The organism is Tenacibaculum agarivorans, from assembly GCF_001936575.1.
In the GTDB taxonomy this organism is placed as follows: Bacteria; Bacteroidota; Bacteroidia; order Flavobacteriales; family Flavobacteriaceae; genus Polaribacter; species Polaribacter agarivorans.
In genome coordinates this window covers 159,121-174,585 of the sequence record NZ_MSMP01000011.1, presented here as the reverse complement: position 1 = coordinate 174,585, position 15,465 = coordinate 159,121, and the positions used below count along the sequence as shown (strand labels likewise).

At 30.1% G+C, this 15,465-nt stretch carries 13 protein-coding genes; 5 read left to right on the top strand and 8 right to left on the bottom strand.

What is annotated here, in order from left to right:
- Positions 1-8 precede the first annotated feature (8 nt).
- The 3 genes from BVC87_RS10655 to BVC87_RS10645 form a co-directional block, all read right to left on the bottom strand.
- Positions 9-890, bottom strand: coding sequence for a phosphatase domain-containing protein (locus tag BVC87_RS10655; RefSeq protein ID WP_075342359.1), 882 nt, complete (start codon positions 888-890; stop codon positions 9-11).
- 170 nt (positions 891-1,060) lie between these two features.
- Positions 1,061-2,089, bottom strand: a complete 1,029-nt coding sequence (locus BVC87_RS10650; protein WP_075342358.1) for an RNA ligase — start codon at positions 2,087-2,089, stop codon at positions 1,061-1,063.
- Positions 2,090-2,314: 225 nt separating this feature from the next.
- Complete coding sequence (locus BVC87_RS10645) at positions 2,315-2,611, bottom strand: hypothetical protein (protein WP_075342357.1); 297 nt, start codon at positions 2,609-2,611, stop codon at positions 2,315-2,317.
- Between the two features lie 129 nt (positions 2,612-2,740).
- On the opposite strand from BVC87_RS10645, the gene BVC87_RS10640 reads away from it, so the two are divergent.
- From BVC87_RS10640 to BVC87_RS10620, 5 genes are all read left to right on the top strand, one after another.
- Complete coding sequence (locus BVC87_RS10640) at positions 2,741-3,361, top strand: HD domain-containing protein (protein ID WP_234974658.1); 621 nt, start codon at positions 2,741-2,743, stop codon at positions 3,359-3,361.
- Positions 3,362-4,375 carry a helix-turn-helix transcriptional regulator gene (locus BVC87_RS10635; RefSeq protein ID WP_075342355.1) on the top strand — a complete coding sequence of 338 codons (1,014 nt, stop codon included), beginning with the start codon at positions 3,362-3,364 and terminating at the stop codon, positions 4,373-4,375.
- A 129-nt stretch (positions 4,376-4,504) separates the two neighbouring features.
- Complete coding sequence (locus tag BVC87_RS10630; protein ID WP_075342354.1) at positions 4,505-4,888, top strand: hypothetical protein; 384 nt, start codon at positions 4,505-4,507, stop codon at positions 4,886-4,888.
- Between the two features lie 14 nt (positions 4,889-4,902).
- Entirely contained in the window at positions 4,903-7,503 is a 2,601-nt protein-coding gene (locus BVC87_RS10625; protein ID WP_075342353.1) for a DUF4132 domain-containing protein, read from the top strand.
- A gap of 1 nt (position 7,504) precedes the next feature.
- Complete coding sequence (locus tag BVC87_RS10620) at positions 7,505-8,527, top strand: aldo/keto reductase (RefSeq protein ID WP_075342352.1); 1,023 nt, start codon at positions 7,505-7,507, stop codon at positions 8,525-8,527.
- 97 nt (positions 8,528-8,624) lie between these two features.
- Here BVC87_RS10620 and BVC87_RS10615 read toward each other — a convergent pair whose 3' ends face one another.
- The 5 genes from BVC87_RS10615 to BVC87_RS10595 all read right to left on the bottom strand — a co-directional run bounded on the left by BVC87_RS10615 (position 8,625) and on the right by BVC87_RS10595 (position 15,445).
- Positions 8,625-10,109, bottom strand: coding sequence for a RagB/SusD family nutrient uptake outer membrane protein (locus BVC87_RS10615; RefSeq protein WP_075342351.1), 1,485 nt, complete (start codon positions 10,107-10,109; stop codon positions 8,625-8,627).
- 10 nt (positions 10,110-10,119) lie between these two features.
- On the bottom strand, positions 10,120-13,323 hold the full coding sequence (locus tag BVC87_RS10610) for a SusC/RagA family TonB-linked outer membrane protein (protein ID WP_075342350.1): 3,204 nt from the start codon (positions 13,321-13,323) through the stop codon (positions 10,120-10,122).
- A gap of 434 nt (positions 13,324-13,757) precedes the next feature.
- A complete protein-coding gene (locus tag BVC87_RS10605; RefSeq protein WP_075342349.1) occupies positions 13,758-14,228 on the bottom strand; it encodes a TspO/MBR family protein in 471 nt (156 codons plus the stop codon).
- A gap of 4 nt (positions 14,229-14,232) precedes the next feature.
- Positions 14,233-14,763 carry a CIA30 family protein gene (locus BVC87_RS10600; RefSeq protein WP_075342348.1) on the bottom strand — a complete coding sequence of 177 codons (531 nt, stop codon included), beginning with the start codon at positions 14,761-14,763 and terminating at the stop codon, positions 14,233-14,235.
- 1 nt (position 14,764) lies between these two features.
- Entirely contained in the window at positions 14,765-15,445 is a 681-nt protein-coding gene (locus tag BVC87_RS10595; protein ID WP_075342347.1) for an SDR family NAD(P)-dependent oxidoreductase, read from the bottom strand.
- Positions 15,446-15,465: the final 20 nt, after the last annotated feature.

Genomic DNA, 15,465 nt, shown 5'->3' with positions numbered 1-15,465 from the left:
ATTTTAGTTTAAAAATCTCCATAGAATACTTGTAAACAAGGAAGTTTTAACTTCTTTCTCCATAAATCAACAACTTGATTTCTATCATCTAGAATAAATTCTACGTAAAACTTATTTTCAATTTCGTTTCTATATAATTCTTCTTTTATGATTGAATCTTTTCTTTTGTCTTTAGGATTACGCATCCAAAGTTTATCATAGTTTACTTCATGCTTTTGTAACCAAGACTCTGTTTCTGGCTTGTATTGTCCATCTCTACCTGAAAGTAATAGGATTTTATACCCTAATTTCTGATAGTTCTTAACTAAGTTAACTATTGGTACATTAGGTAAATCTTGCTCACATTTGCTACCATCAAACGGACTCCTATTCGTAATTAAAGATAAGGTTCCGTCTAAATCACAAATAATAGATTTTGGCAAATTTTCATCTTGCTTTACATATTCGTTCTTTAACTTTTCTTTTGTTTTTAATTGTTTATCCATTCTTAAAATCACTTCTCTTCCAACTGATTTCTCTCTGGCAGCATCTCTGCGAATAGCTTCGTCTACATCTATTTCCATTAATTTCACATCAACTTTTACAGCATGACCTGTTTCATCAGTGTATTCTCTAGCTATTTCAGTAATTCTTTCCTCATTTTTATCGTAAAGATTTGTGTCGTCAACAATAACATGCTTTCCTGCTAAAAGCGCTTCTTTGATTAAAAAATCTCTTGTTTTCACAATAAACTTTTCATTTCCTTTACTAAAGTGATTTGCATCTAACATTTCACGTAAACTATCTCTATTAATACGTTTGTACATTCCAGGGTTTTCTGATACTAATTTTTTAGCATATGTTGATTTTCCTGATGCTGGTATTCCTTTTAATATGATTATTCTTTTCATTTTCTTAATTTTTAATTGTAATTCTTAATCTATTTTGAAATTAATCACGTCAACCTGAACTTGTTTCAGGTTCTCATCAAGAACTTAAAGTATGAGTATCTTGAGATTCCGAAATAAATTCGGAATGACGTAAAATAGTTATCATTAATAATGTTATAATATTTTAATTTCTAATTGTACTCGTTAGAATATGCCTTTTCAAATACCGGACGAATCATTTTCCAAATAATTTGATCGTAGTTTTTCTTATTTTTCATTGAAAATAATATAGCGGGATATGTACAGCTTTGAAAATAAGCAGCAGTCTCTCTATCTGTAGCAAACTCTTTATATTCTAACTTTGCTATTTCTTCTATATTTTTAAATTTTAATCTTAAATCTGATTCTGTTTTTTTTACCCATTTGAAAAATTCGTCTGGAACATCTTCAATCCATTTTGTTAAACTTCCCTCCTCTTTTAAGGTTTCCCAAATAGTTAAAGAAGAAATTTGAGTTATAATTTTATGTAATTCTACGTAATGTTCGAATTTTACTTTTACTCTAAAACCATTTTCATATCGAATTACAAACCCTTCTTTATTACTCCAATCTAATTCTTTTAATTCCTCAACACTTTCGTAAAAATATTGTTTAGGCAATGGAAAACCTATATCAATTAACTCCTCTTCAATTCCTGTTTCTATATCGATAATAGCTAGAAGTATTAGTTTTTCTTCTTTACCATAATCTACTATAATTCTGTTTTCAGGATAAATAATTTCAAATACATAAGTCTTTTTTGAATCTAAGTTCTGAATGCAATTCTTATATTTTTCATTTAATAATTGATTCGCTTTTATTGACTGTTTACTTGTAAAAGAACCTCTTGTTGCTATATACGGGGTGTTATGTAACCAATATAATATACCTAATGAGCCATCTACTTTTTCAAGTATTTTAAAAGGAAGATCTGGTAAATTTTCATATCCAATTTCTTCAACATTAAAAAACTTAGCGATAGGGTTAGCAACTATATTATAATTTGCATCTAAAATTAATCCTCTACATTGTAATGTTTCTCTAGTCCAATAACTTTCATATTGTGCTGATTGTGTATAATTATAAATCCACAAATCAGCTTCAGGATGTTTATTATTGTGAATATATCCATTACGAATTGCCTCTTCTAATTTTTCAATATTTAAAATATTTTTTTTCATCCCATTTCAATTAAATCTTTTCCTGTAATTTTCATCTTGTTTCGTTTTAAAATTATTTTTCTTTCTTTTTCGAGCTTTTTCCCACTCAAACGACGTTTTTCTTAATCACACTGCAAATATCCAGCTCTATTACGCAATCTTTTTGCGTAAAAAAAAATAATTCTAAAAAATTGAAATTTATATTAAATATGAAAAGTCTATAAACAAAAAAAGTGCTGATTAGCACTACTTAAATGGTAAGATTTCAGTTACTATACCATATACATTTTTCGTCCATCCATTAAGATGTCCACGATTATTACCTATGAGTAATCCTCGTTTTTCGTTTTTACCTTTTACTAAATGTGTAAAACAATTTCCTCGTACTTTACAGAAAACGATATCACCTTCTTTGCAATCTTGCCATTGCACTGGCGTTAAAACAACAGGTTGTCTTGATTTTAAAATGGGTAACATTGAGTTTCCTGGTTCTTTAGAGATAATTGTTTCTCCATTCAATAGCTTTTGAATTTTCCAATTCATAATTATTAGTATTTAAATTTAACATTAATTCAAAGACTATTGCTTGTATGAAAAGTAAAGAACGAATAAATTTAATTCCTTAAATTCATTGTAAAATTAGTTTATATTTTTGTAATACTAACTATTTAATTGAAAAAATTGACTTTAAAAGAACGTTTTACCCAGTTATTATCGCTTTATTCTCAGGATACTGAGCTAGTTTCAACATTATGGAATGAAATTGAAACACATTATACAGAAAAGCATCGTACGTACCACAATCTAAAACACTTAGATGAAATCTTCTCTTATTTTGATACGTATGAAAATGAATTAGAAAACTCGAATTTGATTTCTTTTTCTATTTTTTATCATGATGTTATTTATAATATTTGGAAGAAAGATAACGAAGAAAAAAGCGCTGATTTTGCTATGCAAGAACTTCAGGAATTATTATCTAAAAATGATTTAAGTACCATTTTTAATCAAATTTTAGCTACTAAAACTCATGAAGGTTCAGATAATGATACTCGATTTTTAATCGATTTTGATTTAGCAATTTTAGGTCAGTCTTCTGAAGTATATCAGCAATACGCAAAATTGATTCGTAAAGAATACAAACTTATTCCAGAAATAGTATACAAAAAAGGAAGAAAAAAGGTGTTACAACATTTCATTAATAAACCTTTCATTTATAAGACTGATACGTTTATCAATCTATATGAAAAACAAGCTAAATTGAATTTAAAAACGGAATTAAATAAATTATAAATGGCGTCTAACAAAAATGCTTTAATTCGCTATAAAACCATAGATCAATGTTTACGAAACACCCTACGTAAATGGACTTTAGATGATTTAATTGATGCTTGTTCCGATGCTTTGTATGAATATGAAGGTAAAGATGTGTATGTAAGTAAAAGAACTGTTCAACTTGATATTCAGATGATGCGCAGCGATAAATTAGGATACAACGCTCCTATTGAAGTATACCAACGTAAGTATTATCGTTATGCTGAAGAAGGTTATTCTATTATGAATATTCCGGTTACGGAAAATGATATAAAAGTGATGAATAATGCCATTCAAGTACTTCGTCAATTTAAAGACTTTTCATTATTTAAAGAGATGGATGGTGTTTTACAGCGTTTAGAGGACTCTGTATATTCTTCACAAGAAAATAACCGTGCTATTATTCATTTGGATAAAAATGAGCAACTTAAAGGGTTACATTTTATAGATCCTTTATATCATGCCATACAAAAAAAGAGAGTTTTAGAAATTACGTATAAATCTTTTAGAGCTAGACAAGAAAGTAAATTAATTGTTCACCCACAATTACTAAAAGAATTTAACAACCGGTGGTTTCTTATTGTATTTCATAAAACTGATTTTATGAATTTGGCTCTCGATCGTATCATAGATATTGAAGAAAAAAATGATATCGAATATCGAGATAAAGCAGTTAATGGTGATGCGTATTTTAAAAATGTTATAGGAGTTACTGTTTCAAACTCTAAACCGAGAAGAGTAGAATTTTGGATTGAAAAAAGGCTAGCTCCGTATGTAATTACGAAACCTTTCCATCATACACAACGTGTGATTAGAGAAACAGAAGATGGTGTGATTTTTAATATTTTAGTTCAAATTAATTTTGAATTAGAACGCGTGATTTTGGGGTATGGAGAATCTATTAAAATACTAAAACCTCAAAAGTTAAAAGATCAAATAAAAAGACAATTAGGAAGAGCTTATAAAAACTATGAACCTGAAAACGAACTGTAAGCATATAAAATAGTCATGTTTTTTTATTTTTTACACCTATTAGAAGTCAAAAAAATTCAACTACATATCATTATAATAACATCAGCACGGTTCATTACTTTTTAGTATCTTGAAACAAATTATATATCTATGAAAAGTATCATAATAAAAGACGAAGCATTAAGCGGAGATATTTTAAATGAAATCACTTTAAAATTTAAAAACGAGTACATCACTGTTGCTGAACTTATCAAAGCTAGAGTTACTGTTGAAGTTGAAAAATACTATAAAAGCTCAGAAATTTATAGAAATGGTTTGGTATTACCTACAAACCTAGAAATGCGGTTAAATAAAAAGAAAGCTCCTAAAATTGATATTGAGGAGCAAGTATATATTGCTCTTGATGCTTTTCAAAAAAATGGTTTCTTCATTTTAGTCGATAATGAGCAAGTAGAAAATTTAGAACAACAAATATTAGTAGATGAAACTACTTCAATCTCATTTTTAAAACTTACACCTTTAGTTGGTGGATAATACTTCTAATTGTTATGTTAAACTTTTTAAAACCAAAATCTAAAAAATCTCAAGATCCCAACTTTTCTAAAATAGACGATATTATTAGTCAAATTTTAAAGGAAAAAAGTTACGTCTATTCTCCAAGTTATCTTACAGGCGTAGAAGTTTATGAGAATTTAAAAAAAGAAAAACCAGCTTTTATAAAACCGTTTATCATCAGTTTATTAAAATATGATGAAGCTGAAATGCTATTACACTTAAAAAGTAAAAAAAATAAACATGGATGGCGTGATGAGACACCTCATAGAGAAAAATCAGATACTGCCAAAGTAGTATTAAGTGCTTTAATGCGTAAAAATCAATCGTATAATGAGGAAGAATGGATTGAGTTTTTCTCTACTTTACATACCTGTTTTTCTAATTTAAAGAAACATGATTATTATGGTGATTTATCCAAGTACCCTATAAACTATGCTATTCAACAAATTGAGCGTTATGTAAAGAAAAATGGACTTTCTGATACACTAAAAAATTACATTAAGGAAGTTACTAGATGGGAATTCTTTCAAAGTGATAGCAAGTATTATTGGGGTAGTGATCTCAAAAAATCAATTGCCAAATTATATAAAATCATTCAATCCGAAGATGATATCGTTACATTTAAATTACAAACCAATGATATTGGAAAAGAAGTAAATGAAATCATAAGTGGGTATAATAATAGTCAAGAACTTCATAAACTATTAACACTTGCTTACGCTGCTTCTGGAGGAAAACCTACAAAAAAGTTTCAAAACGAAGTAGCTACTTATATAAAAGCTATTAAAAAAGATACCTATCGAAAAATAACTCAAGATATTATTACTGTTGCTATTGGGAAATCAATAATTGAGCAAAAACAAAAATATACCTATAATGATGGATCTGAATATGAGTATGTCCATTCAGAATACCTATGTGATCCTTCTAAACAGTTCATTAAAGGAATTGTTTGGACCATGGAGTCTTTTTCAGACAAAACTACTGTCAATTTACTTAGCACTTTACTAGAAAAATCATACACTAAAATGCCAGGTATTGGTCCAGCTGCAGCCAGTATCGGAAATGCTTGTGCCTATGTTTTAGGTAACATGAGAGGCAAAGATGGCTTAGGCGCTTTATCTCGTTTAAAACTGAAGTTGAAACAGAATAATATTAAAAAAGTTATTGATAAATATCTAACTGAAGGCGCTAAAAAATACAATGTATCGGTAGAAGAGTTAAAGGAAATGTCAATCCCCAATTTTAATCTTGAAAATGGGCAAAAACAAATTGCTTTTGAAGATTACTCATTATCTATTTATATAGAAGAAAGTAAAGTAAAACAACAATGGTTTAAACCAGATCATTCTACATTAAAATCTGTGCCTAGTGTTGTTAAAAATAGTGAGTCTTTATCCAATAAGTTAAAAGATATACGAAAAGAGATTAAAGAAATTCAAAAAGTATATTCAGCTCAAAAAACCAGAATAGATAATCAGTTTATTCTGAATAGAACTTGGGATTATGCTTCTTTTGAAAAATATTACTTACACCATGGTTTAGTACAGCCCATTACTTCTAAATTAATTTGGACATTTACCAATGAGACTGAAAAGGTAGATGTAATTTTAAAAGATAATCAATGGATTACCCATACTAATGAAGTTATTGACTGGATAAATAAGGATTGTACTGTACAACTTTGGCATCCTGTATTTTCTAATGAAGAAGATATTATACAATGGAGAGAGTTTATTATAGACCATCAATTGAAACAACCCATAAAACAGGCTTTTAGGGAATTGTATATACTTACTGATGCTGAAATTAACACACGAAACTATTCTAATAGAATGGCAGCACATATTTTAAAACAACATCAGTTTAAAACACTTGCTACACTAAGAGATTGGAAATATTCACTAATGGGAGCTTATGATGATGGAAGAGATAATGAAATATGTTCAAAGTTTTTACCTGAATATGGAATTACTGCAGAATTTTGGATTGATGAATTGAATGACTATGAAGCTTTTAATGATGCTGGTATTTGGTTCTATATTGCTACAGATCAAGTTCGTTTCCTCAACTCAGATAATAATTTAATGGATCTAATAGATGTTCCTAAAATTGTTTTTTCTGAAATTATGAGAGATGTAGATTTATTTGTTGGCGTATGTAGCGTTGGTAACGATCCTGAATGGCGAGATAATAATGGTGCGAGACAAACTCATAGAGATTACTGGAATGCGTATTCTTTTGGTGACTTAAACGAAATCGCAAAAACAAGAAAAACTATTTTAGCACGATTATTACCTAGACTTACTAAGATTAAGAATAAGACACATATTGATGGAAAGTTTTTAATTGTAAAAGGTGATTTACGAACGTATAAAATTCATATTGGAAGTGGAAATATTTTAATGGAACCTAATGATCAATATTTATGTATTGTTCCTTCCAGATCTTCTGATACTACTACGGATAAATTATTTATCCCTTTTGAAGGAGATCGAGGACTTTCTATTGTATTGAGTAAAGCTTTTTTATTAGCAGAAGACACTAAAATCACTGATACTACTATCACTAGCCAAATTAATAGAGCAAAATAACATGCACATCAACGATAAATCTAATTATAAAACTTATATCCCTAAAGAAGATCGTTATCAAAAAATATCGTATAATAGATCAGGTAAAAGCGGTGTATTATTGCCCGCTATTTCTCTAGGCTTATGGCATAATTTTGGAAAATATGATCATATGGCCAATGCTGAAGCTATTCTTCGTACTGCTTTTGATCATGGTATTACTCATTTTGATTTAGCAAATAATTATGGTCCGCCTTACGGAAGTGCGGAGGAAAGTTTCGGTTTATTGTATAAACAAAATTTTAAAAGTTATAGAAATGAGTTATTTATAGCTACTAAAGCTGGTTATGATATGTGGCCTGGTCCATATGGTAATCATGGTTCTAGAAAGTATTTGATCTCCAGTATTGATGAAAGTTTACAACGAATGAATTTGGAATATGTAGATTTATTCTACCACCATAGACCAGATCCTAATACTCCATTGGAAGAAACAGCTATAGCTCTTTATGATATTGTTAGACAAGGGAAAGCCTTATATGTTGGCGTTTCTAGGTATAACACCGATGAAACTAATGAAATGGCAAAATTATTAAAAGAGTTAAAAGTTCCGTTTATCATACACCAATCAAGATATTCATTATTTGATCGTTCTATTGAAAATAATTTACTGACTACACTTGCAGAAAATAAGTTAGGGTGTATTGCTTTCTCTCCTTTAGCGCAAGGCTTATTGACTGATAAGTACATTTCCAGAATTCCTGAAAATTCAAGAGCACTAAAAAGTAAAACTTATTTAGATGTAAATGCCGTAGAAGAAAAACTTCCTGTAGTTAAAAAATTGAATGCGATTGCTCAAAACAGAGGACAAAAATTACATCAAATGGCAATTTCTTGGTTATTGAATCAAAAAGGAATTACTTCTGTTTTAGTTGGTGTAAGTTCTCCTAATCAATTGGAAGAAAATATAAAAGCTACTCACAACACTTTGTTTTCAGAAGAAGAAATTAAACAAATCCATATGCTTACACATAGTTTTAAATAAACAATTTAATAGTACTTAAAAAACTCTTATACACTAAAAAAACCAGAGATTTCTCTCTGGTTTCATTATTTTAAAAATACAATCCTTTTTCTAAATTTTAGAAATTTGGATTTGCATCAATCTCTTGTTGAGGTATTGAATATATTAATTGGTCATCTAATGCAGGAATAACCAAATCAGCTCCAGGCATAACTAAGTTGGTTCTACCATCTTTTCTATTTAAGCCAACTCCATTTCTCGCCATATCAAAGAAAGCAACTCCATCTCCCCATAATTCAATTCTTCTGTATAATAAAATCTCATCGATTAAAGCTTGTCCAGTATTCGTAGACTTCGCATATCCAGGATCTCTAACAGAATTTAAATCAAATAAAACTTGCTGCGCATCCATGTCTCTACCTTGTCTAGCCAATGCTTCTGCTTTTGTTAAATAAAACTCTGTATTTCTTAAGTAAATGTAATCTCCAATAAACTGACCAGGACCAGGCTGCGCAATAAACTTTAAACTAGTATACTTAGGCGTAATATTATAGTGTCCCCAAGTTCCTGGTACCATTACTGTCCCAGGTGCATACTGTTGATCAGCAAACCAAGCTAATCTAGTATCTGTTGCAGGGATCATATCGTATAAGTTAGAGTTGACTGTTTTAAAATGATTCCATCCACTATATCCATCATTAATTTGACTTGTGTGCGAGAAAAAAGATCCATAAATCTCTGAAGTGGAATCTGTTACAGAAGCACCCCAAATAACTTCTGATAATGAAATTTCGTCAAAACCATGCATTATATCTGCACTAATAGTTCCAGCTCTCATAGCGATATCTGCAAACTTTTCTGCATCTACCCAGTTTTCATAGGTTAAGTGATATCTTGCTAAATATGCTGCTACTACACTACCATCTACTTCTTCTTTTGAGGCTCTACCATAATCTTTTAATCCTTCGTATGCAGTGTTTAAATCGTCTAAGATTAATTGTTTAACCTGAGCTACGGTAGATTTAGGCTGTGGTTCAAAATTTCCTGGATCTATCGGAATAGCTTCAGTAGCATCGGCTGCTCTAGTATGCTGATAAATACGTATTAAATAGAAATATGCTATCGCTCTATAGGTATGTGATTTAGCTTTAAATATTATTTGTTCTTCTGTCGGATTATCTGGAACAGAGTTAATTATAAGATTTGCTCTATTGATAATTTTATAAAAGAACTCCCAAATGTATTCATTATCATTAGAAGTTAAAATTCTGTTATCATAATTATTATAAGCTCCAAACCAAGTGTTTCTACTCATATCCATATCGTTACTTCTTAAATCCATACCAAGATCGACAGCTTTTATACCAAATTCATCGTCACTGGTTTCACCATCTCTGAAATAAGATAGAATACCAGCATCTAAAGCCTTAATACCTTGTGTACCTCCTGCAGCAGTAACTGCCTGTGCATGAGACACTGTATGAAATCTTTCATCTGCAAAATCTTGTTCAAAATCTGCACATGACATTAAAACTGTTACAGACAATAAGATTAAGTGCAGATATGTGTTTGTTCTAATACTCAAAATTTTATTTTTTTTCATAATTAGTTATTTAATTCAAGTTAATATTAACACCAAAAGCTATTGTTCTATTAGCTCCGTATTCAGCAGATGACCTACCTATTGAATTCAAACGAGGGTCATATCCTTGCCTTGCACTATACAATAAGAACGCATTATTAATTGTTCCATAAAATCTAACATTATCAACATGAAATTTCTTAAAAGCATCATTATTTAACGTATACGATAGATTAATATTACTTAAACTTAGATAACTTAAATCTACTAAATAAAGATCTGAAAATTGATATTGATCATCCACTAAAGGATCTACTCTAGGTAAACTAGCTGTAGGATTATCTACTGTCCACGTTTTGTCATAATCAGGAAAATTAATAACCTGTCGAGTTTCACCAAGTAAACTAAAGTATTCACTATCTAAACCATAGCCGCCAATCTGATAAGCAAATTGAGCTCCTAAAGAAACATCTCCTATTTCTAAATTCAACCCAAAACCACCTGTAACATCTGGAATTGCTTCTTTACCTAAAAAAGTTCTACCTTTTGCTGCCGCATTGGAATAATCTTCTGTTACAACTCTCTCTCCTGAAGCATCATCTATCGTGTAATATTGAGCATTTCCATTATCAGGATTTACACCTGCAAATTCCACCATATAATATTCAAAAAGACTTCTACCTACTTCTCTACGGAAATTTCCAAATGGAATTGGATCATTATCATTTGGCAGAACTGTAATTTCATTATTTAATGTAGATGCATTTGCATTAAAATTAACCTTAAAATTATCTTTATTTATAACATTCCACGCAACTTCTGCTTCTATACCACTATTAATCATTGTACCTCCATTTACAGGTATAGAAGCCTGTCCTGTTGATAATGATAATGGTTTATGAAATAATAAGTCATCTGTTTCTTTTCTAAAATACCCTAAAGATAAATTTACTCTGCCAAATAAATTTATTTCGTAAGATACATCAAAGCTTACTGACTTTTCCCAAGTTAATTCTTCATTACCTAAATATAATAAATTTTGTGTTAATACTCCATCATTTTCATCGATTTCAAATTGATTCTCATAGGCTACTAGGTTTCTAATAGTAGTCCCTGGATAGAAAATTCTATCGTTACCTGTGGTACCATAGTTTACAGATAATTTTGCATAGTCAATTACATCAGAATCTTCTAAGAAACTCTCATTACTCATGACCCACGAAGCTCCTGCCGACCAAAAGGCTCCCCAACGTACATCTGGGTGGAATACAGAAGACGCATCATATCTACCTGTTAGATTTAAAAAGTAAGTATCTTTTAAACCATAAATAAATCTAGAAAAATACCCTTCAGTAGTGTAATTGGTATTAAAATTACTTGCCCTTATATACAGAGATGTATTATCTAAAATAGGACTTAAGTCACCTATAAGATTATACTTTGTAAGAGATAATGTTGTAAAGTTTTCTTCGTAAGTTTCATGACCTAAAAGTGCGTCAAAACTATGCGTATCATTATTATTCTTCCAAGTCAATAATTGTTGATTGGTAAAAGCAGAGAAATTATTTCTAGCGTTTGTTAATAAACCATCTTGTGCAAACGCAAAAGCTCCAGCTGCTGGTTTAGTAAAGTCAGTAGCTCTGTCAGTTTGTGATAAGTAGTTCATTACATACTCGAACTTAATATCCAAAGGTAAATCAATCTTTCCTCTTAAACCTCCATTGAAATTATCTCTAATGTTTGTTTCAATAGTATTTTCGATTACAGCCAATGGATGTTCTCCAACAGCATAGTTTCTAGCTCCCCTACTTGATCCGTCAGGAAAAAACTGTGGTGTACCAAAGTCGTAGGCTAAACCACTTGGAGTAGATGAATCTAAAATAGGATTCCAGTTTTCATCATATTGAAAAGTAGGATAAATTGGTGCAATTCTTCTTGTCCAAGCAAAGGCATTTGAAAAATTTGCTGTAGGTACACCTGCAGCAGTTAATGTAGATGGAACTGCTTGACTTTCAGATTGTGCATAAGCCACATCTCCACTTAATGTAAGCACATCAAATATTTTTGCAGAACTTGCTTTTAAACGTGCTGAATGCCTTTCAAAACTACTTCTTACGGTATATCCATTATTGGTTTCAGAACCTAATGATAAGTAATAGGTAACATCATCTGTACCTCCAGCAATACTAATATTATTAGAATAGAAAGTAGCTGCGTCTCTAAATAAAGCGTCCTCCCATCTATCATTTACTTGTAAAACAGCCGCACTGTTTAACTTACCCGTTACAGGATCAACTAACTGATTATCTGAAACATTAAATAAGTTATAATTTCCCAATCTATCAATTAAATTATCAGAAGCAAATTGTCTAGCTTGCTCTATAGTAATAGGAGTACCTGCTGCATTTTGTCTGTAAAATTCAGAGTTTGCTAAAACACTGTGGTAAGATTCATAGAACTCACCAGGTGATTCTATAATATTATATTCTTTAGCACCTCTCTGTGTTATACCTACTCTACTGTCAATGTTTATATCCAATCTATTCTTTCCTCCTGATTTAGTTGTAATTAATAAAACCCCATTCGCTGCTTTATTACCATACAATGAAGTAGAAGAAGCATCTTTTAACACTGTAGTGGATTCAATATCTCTTGGATTAATACTACTTAAGCTACCTGTGTAAGGAACACCATCTAATACAATAAGTGGTGCGCTATCAGCATTAATTGAGTTAAACCCTCTAATCCTGATAATAGGGTCAGCTCCAGGATTACCATCCGCTTGAATAATTCTTAAACCGGAAACTAAACCTTCTAAACTTTTTACTGGGTTAGCGAACGTTGCATTCTCTACCTGTTCTTGATCTATTATACTAACAGATCCTGTAAGTGAATTCTTAGATTGAGTACCATAAGCTACAACAACTACTTCTTCAAGTAAATTGTCTGAATCTAATAAAACATCCATTTTACTAGAAGCTCCAACCGTTTTTTCAACTTTTTTCATACCAACGAAAGAAAAAACAAGAACATCTCCTGTTTTTGCTTTAATTGTGTAAATTCCATCAAAATCGGTTTCAGTTCCGTTTGACGTACCTTTTACTACCACGTTTACACCTGGTAAAGGACCACTAGAGTCCGAAACAGTTCCTGTTATTGTTTTTTCTTGCGCAAAAGAAATTTGCACTAAAAGCACTAACAGAAATGTTAAGATTTGATTAGTTTTTTTTTTCATTATGTTTTTGTTTGCATTAATTGAGCAGCAAATGTGATGAATAAAATCAAATTAAACAACTTTATCTTTTTAAAAAAACCATCAAAACAACGTAAACTCTACGAATTCGATAACAATAATAATATAAAAGCAGCTTTTTTACAAAATCAATAAAAAAAATATAATTAACTGATTATTAACTAACAATTTCAAAAAAATAATTATATACTGTTAAAATAATTATAACCTCAGTTAAGCAATTTCTTTACTTATTTTTTATGCAAAAGTCAAAAAAATATCATTTTGAAGAATATCAATATCTGAAGATTATGCTAAAAAGTAATGAAGTAAAGACTAACAACTATATAATATAGGTATAATTTCACTAAAAAACGATGAAATTAATTCACTAATCTTATTCATGATTAACAATTAAAACACATGGAAAACGATTACTAATTTTTAAAAACTACAAATGCATTTAAACTAGTAGCTATAGTCATCCAAATTAAATAAGGTAAGATTAATAAACTATAATATTTTAATTGTTTCAAATGTTTGAAAGTAAAATACCCTATTAATAACCATAAAAGAAATATACTGAATAATCCAGCTGATGTTAAGTGTTGATTAAAAAATAGAAAGTTCCATATCACATTTAAAAACCATTGAACAGCATATAAAATGATTAGGTTTTTATTTAGATACTCAAATTCAAAACTTAGTTTGGTCATGTAAAATGCAAATAGTAACATTATGGTTGTCCAAGCAGCTCCAAAAACCCAACCAGGAGGAGTCCAAGGTGCTTTGTTTAAATTTATATACCATTCAGTTCTTGGACCATCATTCATTAATAAGGTTCCAATATATAAAGCTAGGAAATTTACAATTAGGAAAATGAAGAATCGTATGTATGATTTTTGCATGCAGTTATTCAATTTTTATATAGTCAAGAATTAAAGAAAAACTTTCATTTTTCTTATTTCCTATTAAAAAAGCAATTTCTCTTATTATAGTATGATTAAAATTTTGTCGTCGTAATCTATTCCCTCTAAATACTGGATATAAACTATTTAAATTTAACTCAATAGTTTGCCAGTCTCCATTGGTTTGAATCTCTTGGATATACCAGTGTCTTTCAGCTGGATTTGATTTTACTCTAAATTGATACTGTTTTCCATCTCCTTTTAATCGAATCTTTACTTTTTTAGAATTGTTATTAAGCTTTACGTCTACGGGTAATCTCATCATAGCAAATCCGCCATTATTTTCTGTAGAGACTTGACCTGAAAACACCCCTTTGTTATTTTCATTTAATACCATCGTAGAGGTAGATACTCCTCCCATAACATCGTCATTAGTAATTTTCCAATTTTTCACATCAGATTTTTGAGAGAAATCCACAATAGTTATAGGTTCTTGAAAGGTGAATAACATAACAATAAGAGCTAAATATTTCATATTATAATTTTAAACTTACTATACCTGCGTCAATTGGAAAAACTTGACCTGATATTGCCGATGCATTATCTGATAACAAATACGTAGCCAAACTTGCTACTTCATCAGCCTTTAAGTACTTTTTTAAAGGATGTCTCATCTCCATATTCTCACGCTGTTTATCATTTCGTAATAACTTTTCTGCTAAAGATGTATCTGTAACGGTAGGAGCTATACAGTTGATACGTACTTTGGTTGCAAATTCTCCAGCTAACGACTTTGTTAATCCTTCTACAGCTGATTTACTTGCTGATACGCTTGCATGGAACGGCATTCCTAATTTAGTGGCTACGGTACTGAATAAAACCACGCTTCCGTTATTGTTTTTTAATGAATTGATATACTTCTGAATAACTTTTACAGCGCTAACTACGTTAATTTCAAAGTCATTTCTAAAATCTTCTAATTTTAGTCTTCCAATCGGTTTTAAGTTAATACTTCCCGGACAAAAAACCAAGCCATTAATTTCCTCAGAAAGTTCAGGTAATTCATCTTGCAAAATATCAATAGAATAATGGGTTACATTAGAATGACTAGCCACTTCACTCCTACTAAAATTAATAATTTTATGTGTTTCTTGTAGTGAATTTACTATGGCATTACCGATTCCTTTACTTCCACCTACTACTAAAATTGTTTTCATATGAAATTTGTGATGTTTTA